The sequence below is a fragment of the Flagellimonas marina genome (genome assembly GCF_042651185.1).
Classification (GTDB): domain Bacteria; phylum Bacteroidota; class Bacteroidia; order Flavobacteriales; family Flavobacteriaceae; genus Flagellimonas; species Flagellimonas marina.
In genome coordinates, this window is record NZ_JBHSCL010000004.1 from 928,659 (window position 1) to 952,025 (window position 23,367).

Consider the following 23,367-nt stretch of genomic DNA (forward strand, 5'->3'; position numbering starts at 1 on the left):
GTGGTTATTAAGATTCAGGTATTTAGAACTTGTTTCTGTGCTGCATCGTTGAGAACGTTTTCCGTTTCAATATAGTTACAGGGTATGGTAACCGTAAGGGTGGTGCCTCTCCCTTTTTTACTATCAATGTCCAAGGCGCCTTTCACTTTTTTCACCCTTGATATGATATTCCGAAGGCCGATGCCTCGCTTCCCTTTATTGGTGTCAAAACCGATTCCGTCGTCAGAAATGGTCAATTTTAACTTTTCGCCATTTAGGCCAAAGGCTATGTCCACCCGTTCACATTTGGCGTGCTTTACACAGTTTTTAAGTGATTCTTGGACTATTCTATAGGCATTTATCTTGATGTCGCCCAAGAGGTTGTCCCAACTCACTTTATTGTCATACGTAAAAGAACATATTACCCCAGAAGACTTTTCAATGCCTTCCACTAAATCCTCCAGGGATACAATAAAGTTATGAAATTTTTCATAAGACGCATGGTTCAGTTCATGCGAAATGGTGCGTATTTCCTCTTCAACTTCTTGAAGGCGCTCAATGAGTCCGGCACGCTGTTCCACAGAGGCCATATCATCACGGTCGTTCAAACCGCTCAAGATTAGACGAATCCCCAGCATTTCACCCAAAATTCCATCATGCAGTTCTTCTGAAATCCGTTTTTGTTCCAATTGTTTGCCTTCCTCAAACTTTCCCTGCTGCGAAAGCATAAGATTGTATATCTCAAGGTTGCTCTCTTGCTGTTTTTGCCGGTACTTGAGCCTGTTGTTGTGGATATACTGCGATACAATGATCAGAATGGCCATACCAAAAATGATGAGACCCAATACAGCTCCTGCCCAGATTTGTTTTTCACGGGATAGGATTTGGTTTTCTTCAATCACCTGGTCGGTTTCTAAACGGATACGGGCAAATTTATCCCGCTTAGTGCGTTCCTCTTCTTTTATGGTCTCATTAAGGTCGTAGTAGGCATCTGAATAAGCAAGGGCGTTCTTTGGGTCCAGTTTGGTGAGTAGTCTGAGCACCTCGGTCAACCGTTCGTTGTTATAGGTCTCTTGCGCCAATGCCCGGGATTCTTTGGCATATTCAATAGCTTCTGTACTATCGCCTTCCTTTGCCAATGCTTCCGCATAAAACTGTTTGGCCCGGGGTTGATCGGATGTGTTATCGATGCTATCATTGATTTGAATAGCAAGTTGGAGCAGTTCTTTGGCCTTCTCAAGATCTTTCTCTCCCTTAAAAATGGTATACGCCTGACTTGTTAGCGCCAACGAATAAAGCTCTATATTTTCTTCCTTGATTGTCTCGTTATTAAGGAGCTGGTTAAAAACTTTTTCTGCCGAAGCATAATCATCCTTTTCTAAAAGTTCATGCGCGATATTATACTGATTTTGTTGAGTGAACTTAGCTTGGTCCGATTCATCAACGTCTTCAATGTAGGCACCTGCTTTTTCAAAGAACTCCAAGGCCTTGTCCCGGTCATCCATGCCGCTAGCTATGATTCCTAGCATGTTGTAGCAGTTGTAAATCCTTTTGTTGTCCTCCAAATCTTCAAAAATTCGTAAGGCAGCTGTAACATTTATTTCCGCTCCTAAATAATCTTTATAGGAATCTTGTATTCGACCCATGATATAGAGCATTCGACCCTCAAGACTATCTGAGCTGTCGCTCTCAGGAAGTTGCTCAAAACTTTTTAAAGCTTTTTGGTAATGATAAAAGGCACTGTCCAAAACACCATGCGAACTGAATAAATATCCCATATCCCAATGCGAATTTCCCAAAACGTTATGCATTTGGGATTCTTCGGCTAACTGAATGACCAATTTATTGGTCTTTCTGAATTCAAGAGAATCTGACAAGTTTCTATAAGTCAATGATATATTTGAAAGTCTTTCAATACCAATGCTATCATTTGAAAGGGAGAGTGCTTTGTCCTTTGCTTGCTGCAACAGATTTTTTCGTTCTTCCATTGATAGCTGCGAACTGTCTCTGGCTATGGTAATCCAAGTATCAATCAACTTTGTATCAGGATTAGAAGAATTCACCTGCTTTTGGGAGTTTTTACTACATCCCAGTAGAACAACGAATAGGGCGATAAGAATTCTCTTTTTCAATGTAAAGTAGGTTATACTTGATTAGTGTATAGACAAGGTAACAAAAAAGCCCCAATTCTTAATTGAAGTGGGGCTTAATGTATTTTTGGGTAGAATCAAAGTTCTCTGTCTTCGTCTGCAAAGGACTTCAACTCATATGTCTTGCGGCGAATTTTTTCCATAAGGTAAAGTCTTTTTTGGATTTCACTCTCCTTATAGGACAATGAGTCTCCATCAAGCTCATTCGCCTCTTTTTTACAAGATAATATGCAAATCAGAACAACTGTAATAATGATTGGAACAATTTTATTCATTAATATAGTGCTAATCTAAGGTAGAAAAATATTATCCATTTCCGCGTCCCTCATCACCATTTGAAGACTTCCCATCAGTAGCCTCTTGGTCCAACTTTAGGGTTTTGATCATAGCTTCGGTGTCCTGTACATCAGTTTCTGGTTCGCAAGAAAACATTCCAACGGTTAGTAGGGTAAGTGCGAAAATACTTAGTGCTCTTTTCATAATATTAGGTTTATGGTTTAATAAATAGGTTTATGCAGCTAAGATATTTAGGCACACTAGGGTACGGCACTATGCAACAAATGTTTTAGTGAATGGCACAATTCTGCTAGAATTTTGCCTAATTGCGTTAGAATTTTGCTAATTAACCGCCTTTACCGCAGTTTTGGAGAGCATTTCCTTTAAGGCATCTATCTTGTCCTTATAGGTTTTGGAGAAGGGGAGTTCCTCTTCATGGTTGTGGTGCAATGTGCAGATAGACTTACCATAATTGATACGGGATACATACCTACTATTTAATATGTAGCTCTGGTGTATCCTAATAAAACCTTTGGGCAATCTTTCCTCAAAAGATTTTAAGGTTTTAAAAGCACTGATCACGTTACCATCGCGCATATAAAAATCTGTAGTATTGTTGTCCGATTTTAGATATAGAATATCTTTGGTGTCCAAATACCGGTAGTCGTTGTACGATTTTAAGCAAATGGTTGAGGGCAAGTGATGTTTTGGGTGCTGTTTGCGAAGCCGCATAATGGTCTTGCGGACATCGAATTCATTGTGCGGGAGTATCCAATAGTCGAAAAAGCCACTTTTTATGGCGTTGTAAGCAAATTTTTTGGTTTTGGAGTATCCTATTATAATAGGTAATGAGGGCATATACTGATTTAACTCCGAAACCATTTGAAAATAATCCATCCCATCTTCACCCAAATTGATAAGTACCATATCTGGGGTAAACTTTAAGATGGTATTTAGTCCTTCAGATGGATTGGTGGCTACACCAGCACACACGAAATCCTCATACTCCTGTAAGTAGAGCTGTAATTGCAGCTTAGAGGCTGCACTTGAATCGATTATGGCGTAGGTGTAATCCATGTGCAATTTACTGATTGCAAGTTACTAACGCACAAAAAAAACTCGTTGCAGTTTTCCCTTAAAAAAACTATGGGTTTTACAGTAAAATGGTTGCTTTTCCTACAATTCTCCTTAAAAATTCGTTAAAAGCTAATTATCTGTAACAAATTCATAAGCACCAAGGTCCGGATTTTGGGTTCTATCGGTTCCTAATATGTCAGTGGGAACGGTGAAAGATGTGTCGGGGTCGCCAAGGTCAATAGCAGCGGAGTTTTCATTTATGTTCAGTTGGTTTTCAGTTGGTTTATTAAAATCAGGGTCTTCGTTGAACACTATGTTACGGTAAAAACTGCTATTTTCAAAATTATAGAGGGGGTTTTCGACAACGAAGTCATCGTCCAAATTCAATCTGAGGAGGCAATAACTGAAACTAAAATTGAAATCTGCATTTGAATCTTGTTGTAATAAAAGCTCCGTGCCCATACTTCCGAAAACAATGCAGTTGGCAAAATCAGCATTTTCCATAGGAGCTACCTCCCTATTACCGGCTTCATTCAAACGAAAGTTTCGCAGCGACACTGTTGTGCCATTTCTAAAGCCATGAGGCCAATAATTAGTCAAGGTACAGTGAATAAAACTATATTTTCCACCCAATTCACCAAGGAAAGATGAACTCCCTGCACTTCCCAATACTGTATTTTCAGCGGTAATGTAGGCACTTGTGCTCCAGACATTGTGATTCTGACTGTTGTAGATTTGGGTATTTTGTAGGGTCAAGGTAGGCGAATCCAAAGTGTTGTCTCCCTCAATCCGCAAACCCACTGTGGCATTTTTGAGCGTTAGATGGTTGATGGTATTACTGGTGCTGCCTTTCCTAATCCATATGGTGCCCCATTGTCCGGGCTGGTCGGCATAGAAGGGCTCAAGCCGATCTCCTTCAAAAATGACTTCATTCTCCAAGACTTCCGGATCTTCACTCAGGGTGCCATTTATGGAGATGGAGGCACCAGCATCAACTAAAACACCTGAATTGTCATGAAAGTGTACCCGAGCCCCGGGTTGCATAGTCAATGTATTTCCTTCCGAAACAGCGGCATAGCCATAAATTACATAGGGTTTTTCATTGGTAAAGAGCAGCTCGTTAGGTTCTAAATAAAATCCTTCCACCTTGATTTCCGCTCCATTTTCATCCATACCGAGTACCAATGATTCTTTGGTTCCATCAGAAAGTGTTCTTGGATAGAGAAAAACGGCATCCCGCACCAGCGTAACCAGCTCCACTTTCTGGGTCATGGGACCCGTGCCAAAAAAAAGGCTCTCGGTATAGAGAAATTCATTTTCCGAAGTTTGGGAAATATCAAAAGTGGTCTCGATAAAAACATAAAGACTGTCCTTGGCCAATAAGGGCACGTCATTGAATTCTTTGCCGGGAAGGCCATCAACATTCAGTCGATAACTACTGTTTTGGCCAGATTCCAATCCCACATAAGGGATATATATGTCCTCGTCTGAGCGGTTGTATACTTTTAAGGAGTAGGTGCTACTCCCGATGTTGGTAAATACGGTATCCAAAAAAACGGTGTCTTTGGAGAATTCCAAATTACCAGTGCTTGGCACAAATTCGAAATCCTTACGGCATGAGGCTATGGCGATGACAAGCAACGCCAAAGATGTGGCAAAAGACCATTTTAAATACCAACGGCACACTATTCAAAGAGTTTTTTTACGGATTCTGGGACGCGTTTGGGGCGAAAGGTCTTCGCATCCAAAAGACACCATTCCGTATGGGCATTAACCAAAAGTTGCCCTGTTTTATTGTCCTTGATTTCAACCACGCGGGTAGAAATGGGTCCCTTGTTGCTCTTAATATAGGTGTTCATTTCGATGGAGTCACCCAAAAACGCGGATTTATGATAGGAAATATTGTGATTTTTCACCACCCAGACCATATCCTTTCGAATCTCCTCGGTGGTAACGTCCTGCCAATGGTTTTTAGAGATTTCCTGAATCCATTCCACATATCGAACATTGTTTACATGGTTTAGATCGTCTAAGTCTTGCAATCGTACTTCAAAGGATTCGGTATAGGTTTGCATTAGTCTTTTTTACGGATTTTCACCTCAAATAATTTGTCCCAGTTTTTCCCTGTGACAAAAAAGGTGCCTTTTTCCTTGTGGTAGGCAACACCGTTCAATACGGAATTGGTATCGTCCCATTCGGGACCTCGGTTTACTTTGCTTTTGAGACCGCCAAAATTAACCACTCCTTCAATGGCTCCGGAGGTGGCATCAATGATCATCATGCTTTCCTTTTGGTAGACATTGGCATAGATCTTACCATCTACATATTCCAGTTCGTTGGCCTTATTGAAGATGGATTTATTGGTAGCGGTCTCTATATGACCCTGCTCTTGAAGGGTCTCGGGGTCCAAGAACCATATTTTTTCCGTGCCATCACTTTTATACAACTTTTCGCCATCGTTGCAGAGGCCCCAACCTTCTTTGCTTTCACCATAGGTGAAGGTCTTGATTTGCTCCAGATTCTCGGGGTTGTAGACAAAGCCCATTCCGCTTTGCCATGTAAGTTGGTAGAGCTTATCGTTTAGAATGGTGATTCCCTCCCCAAAAACTGTATTTTCCAATGCAATTTTCTGAAGGATCTCACCGGTTTCATAATTTACTTTCCGAACGGTGGAACCACCTCGTTTGCCCGTACTTTCATAAAGCACACCATTGCTGAATTCCAGTCCTTGGGTGTACGCCGTGGGGTCATGTGGGTAGGTATTGATGATATCGTAGGCATAGATTTCTGGGGCAGATGGCGCCAAAAGGCGGAGTTTTTCTTCAACCTCAACAGGTTGATTCTCAATAGTGAACTTGGCTGTGAGGATTTTGTTGCCCAAGGTGGGTATATTTAGGGTTAGTTTGCCATCTTCGAAGGGAATTTCCTGCCCATCCATAAAATAATGAACCTCTGAAATGGCAATGTCCTTTTTGTTCTTTAGAACAACACCAACTTCTTGGTTTTGCTGCACATTCTTATCTTCCAACTGAATGGAAAAGTGTTTGGAAGGGTCAGCTTCCCCTCCGCAGGCTAGAAAAAAAAGTAAAAAGCCAGAAATGGAAAGCAGTTTAACCATAGTTTTTAATTGCTTCATGCTATAATGATCCTAGATCTTCGAAATTAAGGATGAATTAGGATTGTGACAAATTTAAAAGGTCGTATATTTGCATCTGGCAAGTCCTACACGACCAGCTCCTGCAGAATCCCCCAGGGCGGGAACGCAGCAAGGGTATGCGGTCGTAGCGGTGCGATGTAGGTAGCTTGCCTTTTTTTGTACCCTGAAATCAGCTAAAATGGATAAAAAAGTTGTACTGATAACCGGTGGTTCCTCCGGCATCGGCAAATCCATTGGAAAATTTTTGACTTCCAAAGGGTATGTGGTGTACGGTACCACTAGAAACCCAAATAATTATCCTGATTTTGATGAATTCCCATTAGTTCAGTTGGATGTGAAGGATGTAAAGAGCATTCAAAAGGCGGTTTCCCTTATTATTTCCAAGGAAGGTCGTTTGGATGTCTTGGTGAACAATGCTGGCGTGGGAATAACCGGTCCTATCGAAGAAACCCCACATGAAGAGATTTTGAATGTGTTTGAGACGAATTTGCACGGTCCGGTGCACATGATGAAAGCGGTTCTTCCACAAATGCGGAAACAGGGAGGGGGTGCCATAATCAATATTACCTCCATTGCAGGATATATGGGGTTACCTTTCCGAGGGTTTTATTCGGCCACTAAAGGGGCTTTGGGTCTCATCACAGAGGCCTTACGGATGGAAACCAAGGATTTTGGAGTTACCGTGACCAATGTGGCTCCAGGCGATTTTGTCACCAATATTGCGGCGGGAAGATACCATGCCCCGGTGTTGGATGGATCACCTTATGAGGATAAATACGCTCAGACCATCGATGCCATCAATAATGACGTGGACAGTGGGGGAGACCCGATTAGAGTAGCTGAGGCTGTTTTTAAGATTATCAATCAAAAACAACCCAAAGTCCATAATCCTGTTGGGGCTTTTTTACAAAAGTTTTCACTTACCTTAAAGAAGATTTTACCCGATAAAGTCTTCGAAAAACTATTGATCACCCATTATAAGTTGTAATTTTACACTTCTTTTAGTACTAATCAAATTGAAAATAAGAGAGCATGAAGTTTTTTATTGATACAGCAAATCTAGAACAGATAAAAGAGGCTCAGGAATTGGGGGTTTTGGACGGCGTTACCACCAACCCTTCACTTATGGCCAAAGAAGGCATAACAGGGAAAGACAACATTTTAAAGCACTACGTGGACATCTGCAATATTGTTGATGGGGATGTTTCTGCTGAAGTTGTTGCTACAGATTTCGACAATATGGTGAAGGAAGGTGAGGAATTGGCCGAATTACACGAGCAGATAGTAGTAAAAGTGCCCATGATCAAAGATGGCGTAAAAGCATTGAAATACTTCTCAGATAAGGGAATACGAACCAACTGCACCTTGGTGTTTTCTCCAGGACAGGCGTTGTTGGCTGCTAAGGCCGGAGCCACTTATGTTTCTCCGTTTTTGGGACGTTTGGATGATATTTCAACGGATGGTTTGAACCTTATCTCTGAAATCCGATTGATTTATGACAACTACGGATTTGAAACCCAGATTTTGGCTGCTTCCATCCGTCACACCATGCACGTGATTGATTGTGCCAAAATTGGTGCCGATGTTATGACAGGCCCACTTTCTTCTATAGATGGTTTGTTAAAGCACCCATTAACGGATATAGGTTTGGCCAAGTTCTTGGAAGACTACAAAAAAGGGAATTCCTAATAAGAAAATAGAGTAAAAGGTAAAGACCCTGAAACTAAGTTTCGGGGTTTTTTAGTTATAAGGAAGAGTATAAATCGCCAAAGCCATCAACAATAATAGTGTCCTGGGTAATTACACATTTGTTGATTTTGTCGATGACCATTGCCAACTGAATTTCCTTGAAGTTTTCGCCGTAGAACTGGCTACTCTTGTCCAGTCCATATTGGTCCAAAAGGGCATTCCATTGCGAAAAACTGGTCTTTAGGTTGATACCGACAAAATTATGCTTTGGATATTTCTTTTTCAACTCGGCAATGCGCTGGCTCGTATTTCTGAATTGCCTTTCTTTGGCAGCTGTCCAAAAATAGATTACCGTATTCTTCTTTCTGCCCGCTATGGTTTTAAGGGAAATATCTTGGCCGTTGGCGTCCTTCAACACTAAATCGGGTAGCGTATGATTGGATTGAAGTTGCTGGATGCTCCTGTATAAATCGTCTATTTCTTTCTTATGCTCCCCATTGGACGATAGCATATTGAACTTATTGATAAAGAGTTGGCACTCTGGGTCTGATTTGTGCTCCTTTATTAGGTAATCCACGGCAATGTTCCTAAAAAGCACATCCCTGATATCTTGCTCATCCACCAGACTATCCACCAAGTGGAGTTTGTGTTTGTTGAAATGCAGATGGTTGCTTCCGACTTGTTCATCTCTATTGCAATCCTCCATGCATTGCATATAAGATAAATTGCCGAAATGCCATTTCATAAAATCAAAGTAGGGTTTAAAATACGTTAGGTCCCTATCATTGAAATTGATGCTATCCCTGTACTTATAAAAAGTGTTATCAAAATCGTGTACAGTTTCTTCCCCTGTTTTTCTCCTATGAAAAAACGGATATTTTTCCTTGTAGATGTAATTATTGTAGTCTACGGAAGCTTTAATCAAATTGAATGCGCGGTCAGACATTTCAACATCTGCAAGCATTTCGTTCAAATGACTAATTTTCATGTGTCTAAGCGAATCCACTTTATTGCTAAAATCTTCTGGGTCAAGTCCATAGTAGTTATAGACCAAAGGCTCCTCAGACTCATAGGCAAGGAACATTTCCATTAAAAAATTGTTCACTTCGCTACCTTTTCCGGAAAAGACCAGGGATTCATCAAACTCAACAGTGTTCAATCGGGCTAGAAGACTATCGCCTTCCTGCAAGTAGATATATTGAAGTTCGGGTTCGTGGTTAAAATGGTAAAGTCCCTCATCAATCCCTTGGAGGGTAAAGGAAAAACGGTTGCTATCATCCAATCTTACCGAATCCACATAAGTATCGTTTCGGTAAAGAACAACGTAATCACTTGTGGGATTAACAATCTCACCGCCAAAGAAGACAGAGGCACATTCTCCACTCTTATTTGCGCAACCAAAAGACGACAATACGATGAGGCCGAGTAAAAATCTAACCATATAGGGAACCATACGTTTAACAAACAAAATTAAGGATCCCTGTTAGCTGAGCTTGTTAATGGCTAGTTAAATGTTGTAAAACTGTGTTTTTATGATACTTAATAATGTGCTCTTAAATTGGAATTACGATGTGCTTTTAGCTACTTTTGCAAAAAAATAAACCAATTGCATGTTATCAGTATCCAATTTATCCGTACAGTTTGGAAAACGAGTATTGTTTGATGAGGTAAACGTAACCTTTACCGATGGAAATTGCTATGGTATCATTGGAGCCAACGGTGCCGGGAAATCCACTTTTTTAAAGATTTTATCCGGACAACAGGATCCAACCTCGGGGCATGTCCATCTTGAACCCGGTAAACGGATGTCCATTCTGGAACAGAACCACAATGCGTATGATGAATTTCCGGTGCTCGAAGCTGTGGTGATGGGGAACAAGCCCTTGTATAAGATTAAAAAGCAGATAGACGCCCTGTATGCAGATTATACGGACGAGAATGCAGAGAAAATAGGGGAGTTACAGGTAGAGTTTGAAGAAATGAACGGTTGGAACGCCGATAGCGATGCAGCTGCACTGTTGTCCAATCTGGGTATTACTGAAGATTTGCATTACACTACCATGGCCGATTTGGATTCCAAATTGAAGGTGCGGGTATTGTTGGCCCAGGCCTTGTTCGGAAATCCAGATGTGTTGATTATGGATGAGCCAACCAACGATTTGGATTACGAGACCATCAACTGGTTAGAGAATTTCTTGGCCAATTATGACAATACGGTTATTGTAGTATCGCATGACAGGCACTTTTTGGATGCCGTTTGTACGAGCATAGCCGATATCGACTTCGGAAAAATCAATCTGTACTCAGGTAACTATACTTTCTGGTATGAAAGCAGCCAGCTAGCTGCACGCCAACGCGCACAGCAAAACAAAAAGGCAGAAGAAAAAGCAAAAGAACTCAATGAGTTTATTCAACGTTTTAGCGCCAACGTGGCCAAGAGCAAACAGGCCACTTCCCGTAAAAAAATGCTGGATAAATTAAAGGTTGAGGATATTAAGCCTTCAAGCAGAAGATATCCTGCCATTATTTTTGATCGTGAGCGTGAAGCTGGGGACCAAATATTGAATGTGGAGAAACTTTCCGCTACTTCGGAAGATGGCGATGTCCTATTTCAAAATGTCAATATCAACTTGGCAAAGGGTGATAAAGTCGCCATTCTTTCCAAAGATTCAAGGGCTTCTACGGCATTTTATGATATTATCGCTGGAAAGACCAAGGCTGATTCCGGTACGTATCAGTGGGGCGTTACCACCACCCAGTCCTATTTGCCAGCGGACAATTCGGATTTTTTCAAAGAGAATATCAACTTAGTGGACTGGCTACGTCAGTGGGCCAAGACAGAAGAAGAACGCGAAGAGGTCTACATCCGTGGATTCTTGGGCAAAATGTTGTTCAGTGGGGAAGAAGCCCTAAAAAAATGTACGGTGCTCTCTGGAGGGGAAAAAGTACGGTGTATGTTGAGCCAAATGATGATGCTTCGCGCCAATGTGTTGCTTTTAGACGAGCCCACCAACCACTTGGATTTGGAAAGTATTACGGCCTTCAATAACTCGCTTAAAAACTTTAAGGGCACCATATTGTTGACAACCCATGACCACGAGTTTGTACATACGGTTGCCAATAGGATTATTGAGTTGACACCAAAGGGCACTATTGACCGTTACCTCACTTTTGATGATTACATGTCCGACAAGTCAATCAAAGAGCAGCGGGAAAAAATGTATGCCGTTACTGCATAAACTTTAGGCGTTGTAATATTTACTGTTCCAAATGGCGGGGTTGAAGTTCTTCCCCAATGCAAACCCGTAAAATATTACCACGGAGGCCACGCATTTGAACATAAAAAAGAAAATAATCCAAAATTCCGCTGCGCTGCTGTGCTTGGAGAACAAGCCATCTGGTACCATAAAGGTCACCATAAAACTTATCAGCAGCACAAGAAATGCCAGGTTTACGATATTCTTGAAGGGCCACACCAGTAATTTTCGAAGGGGGTGTAAATCACTGCCCCATTTATGCACCAAATAAAAATAGTCGTTCCCAATTGGCGCGAAGAGTAGGGGGTCGTCCTTGTCCTCCAGTTTAAAAAGTTTGGATGGTGCCATAATCTTGTACCCCTTAATTTCTGTGTCATGGGCAGATTCCAATTCCTTTATTTTGGAAAGTGCGCTTTGCGGAATCTTTCCCTTGAAATAGGCGCTATCCAAAAAACGCAATCTGTAATCAATACAGATTTCTTTGATTTGGTCAATGTGAAAGATGTTGTTAGTTTCCAAAAGGTCAAAAATAAATTCGTTGGAGTCTGATCTGTTTTTCGAAGTAAGCTCCTTTGAAATTTTGGTCTCCCTAAGAGAATCTCTTCTTAAAACTTCTTTGACCTCATCTAAAATTTGATGCTCTTTTAACTGCTTCTCCTTGATTTTATGAAGCTTATGCTCAATGTTGGTTCCTTTTAATATCATATCTTTTTTCTTAGCAATACTTTCAAAGTTAAGCAATTGGGATGTTGATTTTAAATAGGGTGCAAAAAAACCTGAGGTTAACATTTCGTTAAATCAATTTTGGGACGAAAAAAATGATTGGTGTTCTGTTAAAAAGATGTATCTTATCGAAGTTTTTGACACTTAATCGTAAAACCATACTAATCGAAAATCACCCAAACTTGAAAACCACCCCATGAAATCCCCCCTTCCCAAAATCCTACTTGGACTTCTTATGGCGTCCTGCGCACTGACTTTTGCGCAAAGTACTGACTCATCCAATGCATCTTCATTGAACAAAAACACGATTGGCTCCGAACATCATAAGATTTTAGCCGCTGCGGTTGAAGCCACTCAATTGGATGATATTTTGGAAAATGCGGGACCATTTACAATATTTGCGCCATCGGATGCGGCATTTGAACGATTTTCAAATGAGAAAATTACAGAGCTCATCAATTCTCAAGATAAAAGTGCTCTAAAGGCATTGGTAGCCTATCACATTGTCGCAGGTCATTTAACTGCATCCCGAATTCTTCGCGCCATGTGCCGAGGAAACGGGAAAGCAAGTTTTACCACCATTCAAGGGAAAAAATTATTGGCGCATTTAGATGGGTATGATATCGTACTTACAGACCCCATGGGCAATACTGCACGGATTACCACAGCAGATGTTAACCAAAGAAATACGGTCATTCACGAAATTGACAGTGTGATTCTTCCCTCACAAATGTAATAAGCATTAACGAAGTTCTGCTCCCAACTCCTTTTGATATTGGGCCAATAGTTTGCCCATAATCTTGTCAATCTGCTTGTCGGTCAAGGTTTTCTTTTCATCCATCAACGTAAAACTTACAGCATAGGATTTTTTGCCTTTTGGAAGATTTTTGCCTGTGTACACATCAAATAAGTTGACTTTTTTCAAAAGTTTTTTCTCTGTGTTCCAAGCAATGTCATATACTTTTTGAAATGAAGCCGTTTCATCCAGCAAGAGGGCAAAATCCCGTGTTACTTCAGGAAATTTTGGAATTTCTTGGAAGGCCGCATTTTGGGTACTTATAGATGCTAGAATTTCATCCCAATTAAAATCTGCAAATAGAACATCTTGTTTAATGTCGAACTTTTTCAGAGTACCCTTGCTCACCAACCCATAAGAAGCTAAAAGAGTATTGTTTTTACTGCAAGATAGGCCTTCGGCAAAAGAAGAGTCTGAATGCGGCTCTGTCTCTACGCCTTTCAACCCTAAACGTTCAAATAGGGTTTCAACAATACCTTTTAGGTAGAAAAAATCAGTTTTCTTTGATGCTGTTGCCCAGCTATCATTGGAACGGTCTCCAGAAATGAACAAGGATAAATGCCGCTTTTCCTGATTTTCTTTTCCCATTTTATGGTAAGTCTTACCAAACTCAAAAAGTTTAAGATTGGTTTTTTGTCTGTTGTGGTTAAAACTCACGGTTTGCAAGCCCGAAAGCAACATGGAGGTTCGGAGTACCGACAAATCAGCGCTTAAGGGGTTCAACATGGTCACTGCATCACCATCGGCTCCAATCCCTACAGAATCTGCAGCCACAAGGCTATTGGTCATAATTTCGTAGAACCCTTGGGCGGCCAACATGTTTCCAACAACATCCTGAATCCTGTGGTTCTCATACCTGGAAGTCTTGGCAATTGAAGCGTTCAACTTCTCTTTGTAATCAATGTTGTTATAGCCATAGACCCGTAATATTTCCTCAATTACATCCACTTCCCGGGTCACATCAACACGATAAGTGGGAATGGTTAACCCAAGCCCAGATTCGGTTACGTTGTTGATTCTTATTTCCAAAGATGACAATATGGATTTGATGGTATCCCTAGGAATTTCTTGTCCAATCAAAGAATTGATTTTATCAAAAGTGAGAAATACTTGTCGCTCCTGTGGTTTTTTAGGATACAGGTCAATGACCTCTGAAGTGATGTAGCCTCCCGCAATTTCGCGAATCAAAAGTGCGGCCCGTTTCAAGGCGTATTCGGTCATGTTAATGTCAATGCCCCGCTCAAACCGGAAGGATGCGTCCGTATTCAGGCCATGTCGTTTGGCAGTTTTTCGAACGGACACCGGGTCAAAATAGGCACTTTCCAAGAAAATAGCGGAGGTGTGCTCTGTGACCCCTGAATGGATTCCTCCAAAAACCCCGGCAATGCACATAGGTTTTTCGGTATCGCAGATCATGAGGTCGTCCTCATGAAGTTCACGCTCCACATCATCCAGTGTTCTGAACTTTGTTTCCGCTGGGAGGGTTTTTACCTCGATTTTGTTACCCTTTATTTTGGAAGCATCAAACGCATGAAGGGGTTGACCCAATTCATGGAGCACATAATTGGTGACATCCACCACATTGTTGATGGGCGATAGACCGATGGCTTTTAAGCGGTTTTTTAGCCAATCTGGTGATTCCTGTACAATGAGATTGCTGATAGTTACACCGCAATACCGGGGTGCCTTTAGGCTGTCCTTTACTTCTACATCGATTTTAAGTGAACGGTTATCAATGGAAAAGTTGCTGGTGGATGGGGTGACCAATTCCTTTTGGATTTCCTTTTGCTCCAAACCTGCCTTTAAATCGCGGGCGACGCCGAAATGGCTCATGGCATCAGCCCGATTAGGCGTCAATCCTATTTCAAAAACCTCATCATTTTCTATTTCAAAAACTTTGGAGCAAGGGGTCCCAGGTTCCAACGCTTCGTTCAAAACCATAATACCATCATGGCTTTCTCCGAGACCAAGCTCATCCTCGGCACAAATCATACCTTGACTTTCCTCGCCACGTATCTTACCCTTTTTAATTTGCCAAGCCTCACCTTCTTTGGTATATAAGGTGGTCCCTATGGTAGCCACCGGGACTTTTTGACCGGCTGCCACATTGGGTGCTCCACAGACAATCTGTAATGGGGTTTCTTGGCCAACATCAACAGTGGTCAATTTTAAGCGATCAGCATTGGGGTGTTGCACGCAGGTAAGTACATGACCGACCACAACACCTTTTAAGCCCCCTTTTACGGATTCAAAACTGGCAATGCCTTCAACCTCAAGACCCAAATCTGTCAACAATTCTCCAGTTTTCTGTGAGTCCCAATCAATCTGCAAAAACTGCTTCAACCAGTTGTAAGAAATCTTCATACCCCAATTTTAGAGTCGACAAATATAAAACAATGGGGGGACAGATTCAACGTAAATAACCGCCTTAAGTCGAATGGAGTTGTAAGTTTTGGATTGTAATCCCTACATTTAAGAAAAATCTTTCGGGGTATGAGAAGAATTTGTGTGCTGTTACTTACTGTTACACTGTTGGTTGCGTCTTGCAAAAAAAAGGAGCCGAAGAACTTGGCGTTAGGGGATTGGTTGGGTAAAATGGAGGTTTCGGACTCACAAATATTACCGTTTAACTTTACACTTTCAAGGCTTGAAGATGGGAACTACCTCATGAAAATATATAATGCGGAGGAGGAAATTACGGTTGATGAAATCAGCATTGATGGCGACTCCATACACATACGCATGCCTATATTCGACGGGCTTTTAATCGGAACATTTACAGAGAAGAGGATGGAGGGTAACTTCGTTGAGGAAAGCAAGGAGCGCTCCGTGCCCTTTACCGCGGTGCATGGAGATAAGGACAGATTTCCCGTAAAAGAGGATGCTACTGTAAATATTTCCGGCATTTGGGAGACCTATTTTAAGGTCAATACCGAAGGTGAGTACCCCGCAAAAGGTATATTTATGCAAAATGGCAATGATGTCAAGGGTACTTTTAGAACAAAAACTGGAGATTATCGCTATTTGGAAGGCGTTGTTACTGGAGATAGCCTGAAATTATCTGCTTTTGATGGCTCACATGTATTCCTTTTCATGGCACAGGTCACCGATAGCACATTGGATGGCACATTTTATTCGGGAAGACATTCTGTTGAAGAGTTTTTGGCAGCCCGAAACGAGGCTTTTGAACTACCCGATGCCGACTCATTGACCTATCTTAGAGATGGGTATGACAGATTTGATTTTTCTTTTCCCGACACTTCCGGTAAAATGGTAAGCCTTTCAGACCCACAGTTCAGGGGCAAGACAGTTTTGGTTCAGATTATGGGCACATGGTGTCCCAACTGTTTGGATGAAACACGATTTTATGTTGATTTCTTGGAAAAGAATCCAGATTTAGAGGTGGAACTGGTGGCCTTGGCTTTTGAATACGCGAAAACCGAGGAAAAGGCATTTGAAGCAATCAACCGACTTAAAGATAGGACGGGTGCCGACTATCCGATTCTTTTGGCACAGTATGGAACGTCCAATAAGCAGAAAGCCAACGAGAAACTACCCATGTTAAACCACATTTTATCGTACCCCACTACCATATATATTGATAAAAACGGTGAGGTAAAAAAAATACACACAGGTTTTAATGGCCCGGCTACAGGCGAAAAATACGAACAGTTTAAAAAGCAGTTTGCTGAAACCATTCAGGAATTAACCCAGGAAGAATCAAGAATTTCAGCGGACTAAATAATGGTGGATTTTCCTAAATCAATATTCTCATCATTCATATTGAAGTCATCCTCAATATCAACAATATTGTGGGCTATAAAATCGCCAACTTGATTGGTGCCATATTGACTTTTCGCCTTTAAATCTGGGGTGACAATGCCCTTTTTCAAAGCCTTGTCCACGGCTTTTTTGATAGCGACCGCTTCTTCGGATAAATTAAAGTGTTCCAATAGCATGGCTGCGGAAAGGATGGATGCAATGGGATTGGCAATATCTTTTCCCGCACCTTGTGGAAATGAGCCATGAATAGGCTCAAACAGGGCGTTCTCTTCCCCAACCGAAGCTGATGCCAACAACCCAATGGAACCTCCAATGACACTTCCTTCATCAGAAATGATATCCCCGAACATGTTTTCGGTAAGGATCACATCAAATTGACTGGGATTTAAAATGATTTGCATCGCAGCGTTGTCCACAAATAGAAAATCCAAGGTTACCTCTGGATAACTTTCCCCAATTTTGGCCACCACTTTGCGCCATAGTCGGGAAGATTCCAAAACATTGGCCTTGTCTACCAAGGTTAGTTTCTTTTTTCGACTTTTGGCTGCTTTAAAGGCCAAATGCGCAATACGACTTATTTCTTCTTCGGAATATTCACAAAGGTCAGAAGCCACTGTGCCTTCCTCATTTAATTTCTTCTCTCCAAAATAAATACCCCCGGTCAATTCTCTATAAATGACAAAATCGGTACCTGAGATAATTTCCTTTTTTAAAGGAGATCTGTCAAATAGGGCTGGGTGTGCCAAAACAGGTCTAATATTTGCAAATAGGCCGAGCTCTTTGCGTAATTTCAACAGCCCTTGTTCCGGACGAACCTTGGCATTGGGGTCGTTATCATATTTTGGGTCGCCAATGGCACCAAATAGAACTGCATCAGCCTCTTTGCACAATTTTAAAGTATTGTCTGGCAGGGGATTGCCCTTTTTTTGTATGGCAATGGCACCCACAGGTGCTTCTTTGTATACAAAATGGTGATTGAAGGTCTCTTCAACTGCTTGTAAACATTTTACCGCCTGAGCCAATACCTCGGGTCCTACACCATCTCCAGGAAGCAATGCAATGTTCAAATTCATCTAGTAACTTTGATTAGATTTAAAGGGAGTCGAATGTTAGGCAATACTTTGGATGCTGATATTGCTGGTCTCCACTATTTGATGAATATCTTCGTCCACAATTTCTTTTTTGACATCAGCAAACTTCAAGAAATTTTCATAGACCGCATCCAACTGGATTTTGGTAAGCTCGTAACCTACTTTTTTAGCACGGTATGCCAATGCGGCACGACCACTTCTGGCTGTTAGAACTATAGAGGATTCATTGACGCCAACATCTTTCGGGTCCATAATTTCGTAGGTCTCCCGTTGTTTGATGACACCGTCTTGGTGAATCCCTGAGCTATGTGCAAAAGCATTGGCTCCAACAATAGCTTTGTTGGGCTGAACTGGCATTCCCATTTTTTGGGAGACCATTCGGCTCGTATCCCATAGCAATTTGCTGTTGATACCAGTGTCTAAATTAAGGTAGGGGTGTTGTCTCAATATCATTACTACTTCCTCCAATGAAGTATTTCCTGCACGCTCCCCGATGCCATTGATGGTACATTCAATTTGCCGGGCCCCGTTGACCACCCCAGCGATGGAATTGGCCGTGGCCAAGCCCAAATCGTTATGACAGTGGCAAGAAAGAATCGCTTTGTCAATGCCATTTACGTTTTCTTTCAAGTATTTCATTTTGGCACCGTACTCCTCGGGAAGACAGTATCCAGTGGTATCTGGAATGTTGAGCACGGTTGCTCCTGCTTTTATGACAGCTTCACAGACTTGTGCCAAAAATTCATTGTCTGTTCGTCCGGCATCCTCAGCGTAAAATTCAACATCTTCCACAAAAGTTTTGGCATAAGCAACGGCATCTACGGCACGCTCTATGATTTTTTCGCGGGTGGAGTTGAACTTGAATTTAATGTGGGAATCCGATGTTCCAATTCCCGTATGTATTCTTGGTTTATTTGCTTTTTTGATGGCCTCAGCGGCCACTTCAATATCTTTTTTCACGGCGCGGGTAAGTCCGCAGACCGTTGCATTTTTGACCAACTTTGAAATTTCCTCCACAGACTTAAAGTCACCAGGACTGGAAATCGGGAAGCCAGCTTCAATAACATCCACGCCCAAATCATCCAGACGTTTGGCGATCACCAATTTTTGCTCCGTGTCCAACTTACAGCCAGGAACTTGTTCTCCGTCTCTCAGTGTCGTATCAAAAATTTGTACCTTATCTTTACCCATTATTTTTGTCTGTTTCTTCAGTGTACTACGAAAATAGAGAAGGATATGGGAAGAATAAAAAGGGGCTGGAATCCTTTACAACGTTAAATTGTATTCACTATACTATAATATATTGGAATACAAATAGTTAAATTATATTTTTTACGATGACAAATGCCAGTAAGGACGCGTTGTTCGTGTTGATAAAATCGCTTTCCAAATCGGAAAAACGTCAATTTAAGCTGTATGTGGGCCGTTTAGGGGTAAATACGGATGCAAAATTTTTGGCGCTTTTTAATCTTTTGGACAAAATGCGGAAGTACGATGAGCGCCAAATATTGGATAGTGGGATTGTGAAAAAGGCACAGCTTTCCAATTTAAAAGCGCATTTGTACAAGCAAATCTTAGTAAGTCTTAGATTGAACCCAGTGAACCAAAATGCACGGGTGCAGATAAGGGAGCAGTTGGATTTTGCAACCATTCTCTATCAAAAAGGACTCTACAAGCAGAGTTTGAAGATTTTGGATAAGGCCAAGACCTTCGCCATTGAGCATGAAGAAAAAAACGTGGCCTACGAGATTGTGGAGTTGGAAAAAGTTATCGAAACCCAATATATCACCCGAAGTATTCCAGATAGGGCAGATGAATTGGCCGTACAGGCCAAAGAACTTTCGGCACAGAACGTAATGACGAGCAAACTCTCCAACCTTTCTTTGCAGTTGTATGGAATGATGCTAAAAGTGGGATATGTGCGAAGTGATGAGGACCTTCAAAAAGTAAAAACCTATTTTGAAACCCATTTGCCAGCTTACGAGTTGGACAAATTGGGGTTTCGGGAAAAGTTGTGGCTGTACAAGGCACATTTGTGGTACAGCTTGTTGATTCAGGACTTTTTGTCAGCCTATAAATATGCCAGTAAATGGGTGGATCTTTTCTACGAAAATGAAGAAATGATTCCATTGAACCCAGTGTTCTTTTTAAAGGGAAATCATTATCTATTGGAGTCACTCTTTTTTGTTAAATATGCCTCGCAGTTTAGGGAAACATTGGATCGTTTGGAAGAGCAAGTGGAAAGTTCAACCTTTCCTCAGAACGACAATATTGCTTCCTTGGCATTTCTGTACATCAACTCCAATAAATTGAACCTTCATTTTTTGGAGGGGACTTTTGATAAAGGTTTATACTTGGTCAATATCATTGAATATGGCATCAAAAAGCATAGGGAGAGGATTGATGAGCATCACATTATGTTGCTTTACTACAAAATTGCGTGTTTGTATTTTGGCAATGGTGACAACAAAAACTGTATTGTTTATCTAAAGAAAATCATTTCCAACAAAAACCTTAAAATGAGGGAAGATCTCATGTGCTTTGCACGGGTTTTGAGTTTGGTGGCTCATTATGAGGCCGGTATGGATTATCATCTGGAAGTACAACTTAAAAGTACCTACAAGTTTTTACTGAAAATGAACGACTTACATGCCGTTCAGAAAGAGATGATTAAGTTTTTGAGAGGTCTTGGGGAAATCTATCCCCATGAACTCAAAAACGAGTTTCAAAAACTGTACAATGAGTTGAAGAAGTACGAGAATCACCCCTATGAGAAACGGGCATTTTTGTATTTGGATATTCTCTCATGGTTGGAAAGTCACTTGGAAAACAAACCTGTTGGTCAGATTATTAGAGAAAAAGCACTAGCTGTCACCCGTTAAAGACAAGAGTTCCAAACGGGGTCATCTGGTGGTGGTGCCTCAAAGCTGATGATTTCCTTTTGAACCGGATGTTTCAGCTCCAAACTACGAGCGTGCAAGTGTATGCCGCCGTTCTTATTGCTTCGGTCCGCACCGTATTTTAAGTCGCCTTTAATACAACAGCCAATGGCGGCCAATTGTGCTCGAATTTGATGATGTCTCCCCGTCTTTAAATCAATTTCCAAAAGATAATAGTTGTCCAACTTTTTCAGAAGTCGGTACTCCAAAACCGCCTTTTTGCTGTTGGGCACCTCTTTATCGTGGGCGTAGGATTTATTCTGTTTAGGATTGCGTACCAACCAATGGGTTAGGGTTTCTTGCTGGTCTCTGGGCGCATTTTGCACCACGGCCCAATAGATTTTTTGGGTATTTCCTTCAGAAAATAATTTATTGAGTCGCGGTAGGGCCTTGGAAGTCTTGGCAAAGAGAACAATGCCAGAAGTAGGCCTATCCAGACGGTGCACAACACCCAAATATACATTTCCGGGCTTGTTGTATTTCTCTTTGAGGTACTGTTTTACAACCTCGCTTAATGGAGTATCTCCAGTTTTGTCTCCTTGGACAATATCGCCAACACGTTTGTTGATGACAATAAGGTGGTTGTCTTCATACAGAACTTGAAGATTGGTGGGATTGGATTTACTGGATTTTTGGTCTTTTGGATTGTTAGAATTCACTTTAACGAGGATTTGAATTTGGAGGTCATCTTTACAATAGAGTTCAATTTAGCCAATAAGAATTCCAGTCTATTGTCTGATAAAAATCCTAAATCATTTGAGATAAGCAGTTGTGTTTCTACTTCGTACATGGAACCAATGGCTATTTCTAAAAATCTTGAAAAGTCCTTATTCGATTTTCTGGAACATCCTTCAGAAATGTTTGAAGGAATGGAAACCGCTGCTCTTCTGAGTTGATTGGAAATTCCGAATTTTTCCGTTTCAGGAAAACTCCCAGTTACTTTGTAAATCTCTGAACAGAATTCTCGACTTAATTTCCATATGTCCAAGTCTTTAAATCGATGCATAAGTAGGAATTGGTTGGAAGAAAGATATCAAAATATCTAATAATCCAAAATTCCAACAATCTAGTATGACTCCTCATCATTAGGAAAATCCCGACTTTTTACATCATCCACATACTGTGAAATAGCTTCACTCATATCATCGTAAAGATTCATATATCGTCTCAAAAAGCGCGGATGGAACTCGTGGGTCATGCCCAACAGATCATGCACCACCAAAACTTGGCCATCCACTCCGTTTCCAGCTCCGATGCCAATGACCGGAATGGAGACACTTTCGGCCACTTCTTGCGCCAATTTGGCCGGTATCTTTTCCAAAACGATACCAAAACAGCCCAGTTCCTCCAATAGTTTGGCATCCGATTTCAACTTTTCGGCTTCTTCCTCTTCCTTGGCACGAACCGTATAAGTCCCAAATTTATAAATGGATTGTGGGGTGAGTCCCAAATGCCCCATCACAGGAATTCCTGCTTGAAGAATTCGGCTGACGGATTCCTTGATTTCAGTGCCGCCTTCCACTTTTATGGCATGGGCACCGCTTTCTTTCATGATTCGGATGGCGGAACGAAGCGCCTCTTTGGAATCACTTTGGTAACTTCCGAAGGGAATATCCACTATAACCAAAGCCCGTTTGGCCGCTCTGACCACCGAACTAGCGTGGTAAATCATTTGGTCCAATGTAATGGGCAATGTGGTTTCATGCCCTGCAATAACATTACTGGCGGAATCCCCGACCAAAATAACATCCACATTGGCGGCATCCACAATTTTGGCCATGGAATAGTCGTAGGAAGTGAGCATGGAAATTTTTTCCCCACTTTGCTTCATCTCAATCAGGGATTTCACGGTAATCCGTTTGTATTCTTTTTTAGCGACAGACATTAGGTTTGCTTTTATGTGCTAAATGTAAGCAGATTTGTTTAATTTGGACTTCAATCAAAAAACTACAATATCATGAGAACTTTGTTCAGCTTAGCACTTTTTTGTCTTGTTTTGTCCACAACGTATTCCCAAGGTCCCAACCCCCCTGAAATTGAGGCGCAACAACGAATAAAACAAGTTATCGAAACCTTTTTTGATGGATTCCACAAGCAAGATTCCAGTATTATCAAGAGTACGGTGGCCGATAGGGTGGTCCTTCAAACCACGGGAAAAGACCAAGAGGGGAAGACCCGGTTTCGAGAAGAGCAGTTCGCTAAATTTTTAAATTCAATATGCAGTATTCCCGACAGTGTCAAGTTTGAGGAAAAACTAACATCATTTTCCATTCAAGTAGACCGAACCATGGCCAACGCTTGGGTGGGTTATGAGTTTTGGTTGAATAACGAATTCAGCCATTGCGGTATCAATTCCTTTCAGTTGGTTGATTTTGATGGCGAGTGGAAAATTATCTATTTGATTGATACCAGGGGCAAGGCTGGTTGTATGGAAGAGTAAGCCTTGATAC

The 23,367-nt window shown here is 41.4% G+C and carries 21 protein-coding genes and 1 other RNA gene; 8 read left to right on the top strand and 14 right to left on the bottom strand.

Going from position 1 to position 23,367, the window contains the following annotated elements:
• Nucleotides 1-14 precede the first annotated feature (14 nt).
• From ACFOWS_RS07765 to ACFOWS_RS07790, 6 genes are all read right to left on the bottom strand, one after another.
• Nucleotides 15-2,111 (bottom strand): tetratricopeptide repeat-containing sensor histidine kinase, encoded by a 2,097-nt coding sequence (locus tag ACFOWS_RS07765; protein ID WP_379763360.1) that lies wholly within the window; start codon nt 2,109-2,111, stop codon nt 15-17.
• A gap of 324 nt (nt 2,112-2,435) precedes the next feature.
• Nucleotides 2,436-2,609: a hypothetical protein gene (locus ACFOWS_RS07770; RefSeq protein WP_379763362.1), complete on the bottom strand. Its 174-nt coding sequence runs from the start codon at nt 2,607-2,609 to the stop codon at nt 2,436-2,438.
• 138 nt (nt 2,610-2,747) lie between these two features.
• Nucleotides 2,748-3,482 (bottom strand): LytR/AlgR family response regulator transcription factor, encoded by a 735-nt coding sequence (locus tag ACFOWS_RS07775; protein WP_379763364.1) that lies wholly within the window; start codon nt 3,480-3,482, stop codon nt 2,748-2,750.
• Nucleotides 3,483-3,611: 129 nt separating this feature from the next.
• Nucleotides 3,612-5,168, bottom strand: coding sequence for a choice-of-anchor Q domain-containing protein (locus ACFOWS_RS07780; protein ID WP_379763365.1), 1,557 nt, complete (start codon nt 5,166-5,168; stop codon nt 3,612-3,614).
• The gene (locus ACFOWS_RS07785) at nt 5,168-5,557 is read right to left on the bottom strand and encodes an acyl-CoA thioesterase (RefSeq protein ID WP_379763367.1); all 390 of its coding nucleotides are present in this window, start codon (nt 5,555-5,557) and stop codon (nt 5,168-5,170) included. The genes ACFOWS_RS07780 and ACFOWS_RS07785 overlap by 1 nt, the downstream gene beginning before the upstream one ends.
• Nucleotides 5,557-6,618: a glutaminyl-peptide cyclotransferase gene (locus tag ACFOWS_RS07790; protein WP_379763368.1), complete on the bottom strand. Its 1,062-nt coding sequence runs from the start codon at nt 6,616-6,618 to the stop codon at nt 5,557-5,559. Before ACFOWS_RS07790 ends, ACFOWS_RS07785 begins: the two co-directional genes overlap by 1 nt.
• 77 nt (nt 6,619-6,695) lie before the next feature.
• Here ACFOWS_RS07790 and ffs point away from each other — a divergent pair.
• From ffs to fsa, 3 genes are all read left to right on the top strand, one after another.
• Nucleotides 6,696-6,794: signal recognition particle sRNA small type (gene ffs / locus ACFOWS_RS07795), an RNA gene on the top strand.
• 23 nt (nt 6,795-6,817) lie between these two features.
• Nucleotides 6,818-7,627, top strand: a complete 810-nt coding sequence (locus ACFOWS_RS07800; RefSeq protein WP_379763369.1) for an SDR family oxidoreductase — start codon at nt 6,818-6,820, stop codon at nt 7,625-7,627.
• Between the two features lie 44 nt (nt 7,628-7,671).
• Nucleotides 7,672-8,328, top strand: a complete 657-nt coding sequence (gene fsa, locus ACFOWS_RS07805; protein WP_366589580.1) for a fructose-6-phosphate aldolase — start codon at nt 7,672-7,674, stop codon at nt 8,326-8,328.
• 55 nt (nt 8,329-8,383) lie between these two features.
• Here the strand turns inward: fsa and ACFOWS_RS07810 are convergent, their stop codons facing one another.
• Nucleotides 8,384-9,769 carry a TlpA family protein disulfide reductase gene (locus ACFOWS_RS07810; RefSeq protein WP_379763370.1) on the bottom strand — a complete coding sequence of 462 codons (1,386 nt, stop codon included), beginning with the start codon at nt 9,767-9,769 and terminating at the stop codon, nt 8,384-8,386.
• 169 nt (nt 9,770-9,938) lie between these two features.
• Between ACFOWS_RS07810 and ACFOWS_RS07815 the strand changes: the two genes are divergently transcribed.
• Nucleotides 9,939-11,567 carry an ABC-F family ATP-binding cassette domain-containing protein gene (locus ACFOWS_RS07815; RefSeq protein WP_379763371.1) on the top strand — a complete coding sequence of 543 codons (1,629 nt, stop codon included), beginning with the start codon at nt 9,939-9,941 and terminating at the stop codon, nt 11,565-11,567.
• A 3-nt stretch (nt 11,568-11,570) separates the two neighbouring features.
• Here the strand turns inward: ACFOWS_RS07815 and ACFOWS_RS07820 are convergent, their stop codons facing one another.
• Nucleotides 11,571-12,290 (bottom strand): hypothetical protein, encoded by a 720-nt coding sequence (locus tag ACFOWS_RS07820; RefSeq protein ID WP_379763372.1) that lies wholly within the window; start codon nt 12,288-12,290, stop codon nt 11,571-11,573.
• Between the two features lie 214 nt (nt 12,291-12,504).
• Between ACFOWS_RS07820 and ACFOWS_RS07825 the strand changes: the two genes are divergently transcribed.
• The gene (locus tag ACFOWS_RS07825; RefSeq protein ID WP_379763373.1) at nt 12,505-13,044 is read left to right on the top strand and encodes a fasciclin domain-containing protein; all 540 of its coding nucleotides are present in this window, start codon (nt 12,505-12,507) and stop codon (nt 13,042-13,044) included.
• 6 nt (nt 13,045-13,050) lie between these two features.
• On the opposite strand, the gene pheT is transcribed toward ACFOWS_RS07825, so the two are convergent.
• The gene (pheT, locus tag ACFOWS_RS07830; RefSeq protein WP_379763374.1) at nt 13,051-15,468 is read right to left on the bottom strand and encodes a phenylalanine--tRNA ligase subunit beta; all 2,418 of its coding nucleotides are present in this window, start codon (nt 15,466-15,468) and stop codon (nt 13,051-13,053) included.
• A 129-nt stretch (nt 15,469-15,597) separates the two neighbouring features.
• Between pheT and ACFOWS_RS07835 the strand changes: the two genes are divergently transcribed.
• Entirely contained in the window at nt 15,598-16,845 is a 1,248-nt protein-coding gene (locus ACFOWS_RS07835) for a peroxiredoxin family protein (RefSeq protein ID WP_379763375.1), read from the top strand.
• On the opposite strand, the gene leuB is transcribed toward ACFOWS_RS07835, so the two are convergent.
• Together leuB and ACFOWS_RS07845 are read right to left on the bottom strand one after the other, a co-directional pair.
• Nucleotides 16,842-17,960 (bottom strand): 3-isopropylmalate dehydrogenase, encoded by a 1,119-nt coding sequence (gene leuB / locus ACFOWS_RS07840; RefSeq protein ID WP_379763376.1) that lies wholly within the window; start codon nt 17,958-17,960, stop codon nt 16,842-16,844. The genes ACFOWS_RS07835 and leuB overlap by 4 nt on opposite strands.
• Before the next feature lie 36 nt (nt 17,961-17,996).
• Nucleotides 17,997-19,169 carry a 2-isopropylmalate synthase gene (locus ACFOWS_RS07845; RefSeq protein WP_379763377.1) on the bottom strand — a complete coding sequence of 391 codons (1,173 nt, stop codon included), beginning with the start codon at nt 19,167-19,169 and terminating at the stop codon, nt 17,997-17,999.
• 146 nt (nt 19,170-19,315) lie between these two features.
• Here ACFOWS_RS07845 and ACFOWS_RS07850 point away from each other — a divergent pair, with 146 nt between their 5' ends.
• The gene (locus tag ACFOWS_RS07850; RefSeq protein WP_379763378.1) at nt 19,316-20,860 is read left to right on the top strand and encodes a hypothetical protein; all 1,545 of its coding nucleotides are present in this window, start codon (nt 19,316-19,318) and stop codon (nt 20,858-20,860) included.
• On the opposite strand, the gene ACFOWS_RS07855 is transcribed toward ACFOWS_RS07850, so the two are convergent.
• From ACFOWS_RS07855 to panB, 3 genes are read right to left on the bottom strand one after another with little or no spacing between them, the layout of a single operon-like run.
• On the bottom strand, nt 20,857-21,576 hold the full coding sequence (locus ACFOWS_RS07855; RefSeq protein WP_379763379.1) for an RluA family pseudouridine synthase: 720 nt from the start codon (nt 21,574-21,576) through the stop codon (nt 20,857-20,859). The genes ACFOWS_RS07850 and ACFOWS_RS07855 overlap by 4 nt on opposite strands.
• A complete protein-coding gene (locus ACFOWS_RS07860; protein ID WP_366589554.1) occupies nt 21,573-21,923 on the bottom strand; it encodes a four helix bundle protein in 351 nt (116 codons plus the stop codon). The genes ACFOWS_RS07855 and ACFOWS_RS07860 overlap by 4 nt, the downstream gene beginning before the upstream one ends.
• 60 nt (nt 21,924-21,983) lie before the next feature.
• Nucleotides 21,984-22,802 carry a 3-methyl-2-oxobutanoate hydroxymethyltransferase gene (gene panB, locus ACFOWS_RS07865; RefSeq protein WP_379763380.1) on the bottom strand — a complete coding sequence of 273 codons (819 nt, stop codon included), beginning with the start codon at nt 22,800-22,802 and terminating at the stop codon, nt 21,984-21,986.
• Between the two features lie 72 nt (nt 22,803-22,874).
• On the opposite strand from panB, the gene ACFOWS_RS07870 reads away from it, so the two are divergent.
• Nucleotides 22,875-23,357: a nuclear transport factor 2 family protein gene (locus ACFOWS_RS07870; RefSeq protein WP_379763381.1), complete on the top strand. Its 483-nt coding sequence runs from the start codon at nt 22,875-22,877 to the stop codon at nt 23,355-23,357.
• Nucleotides 23,358-23,367: the final 10 nt, after the last annotated feature.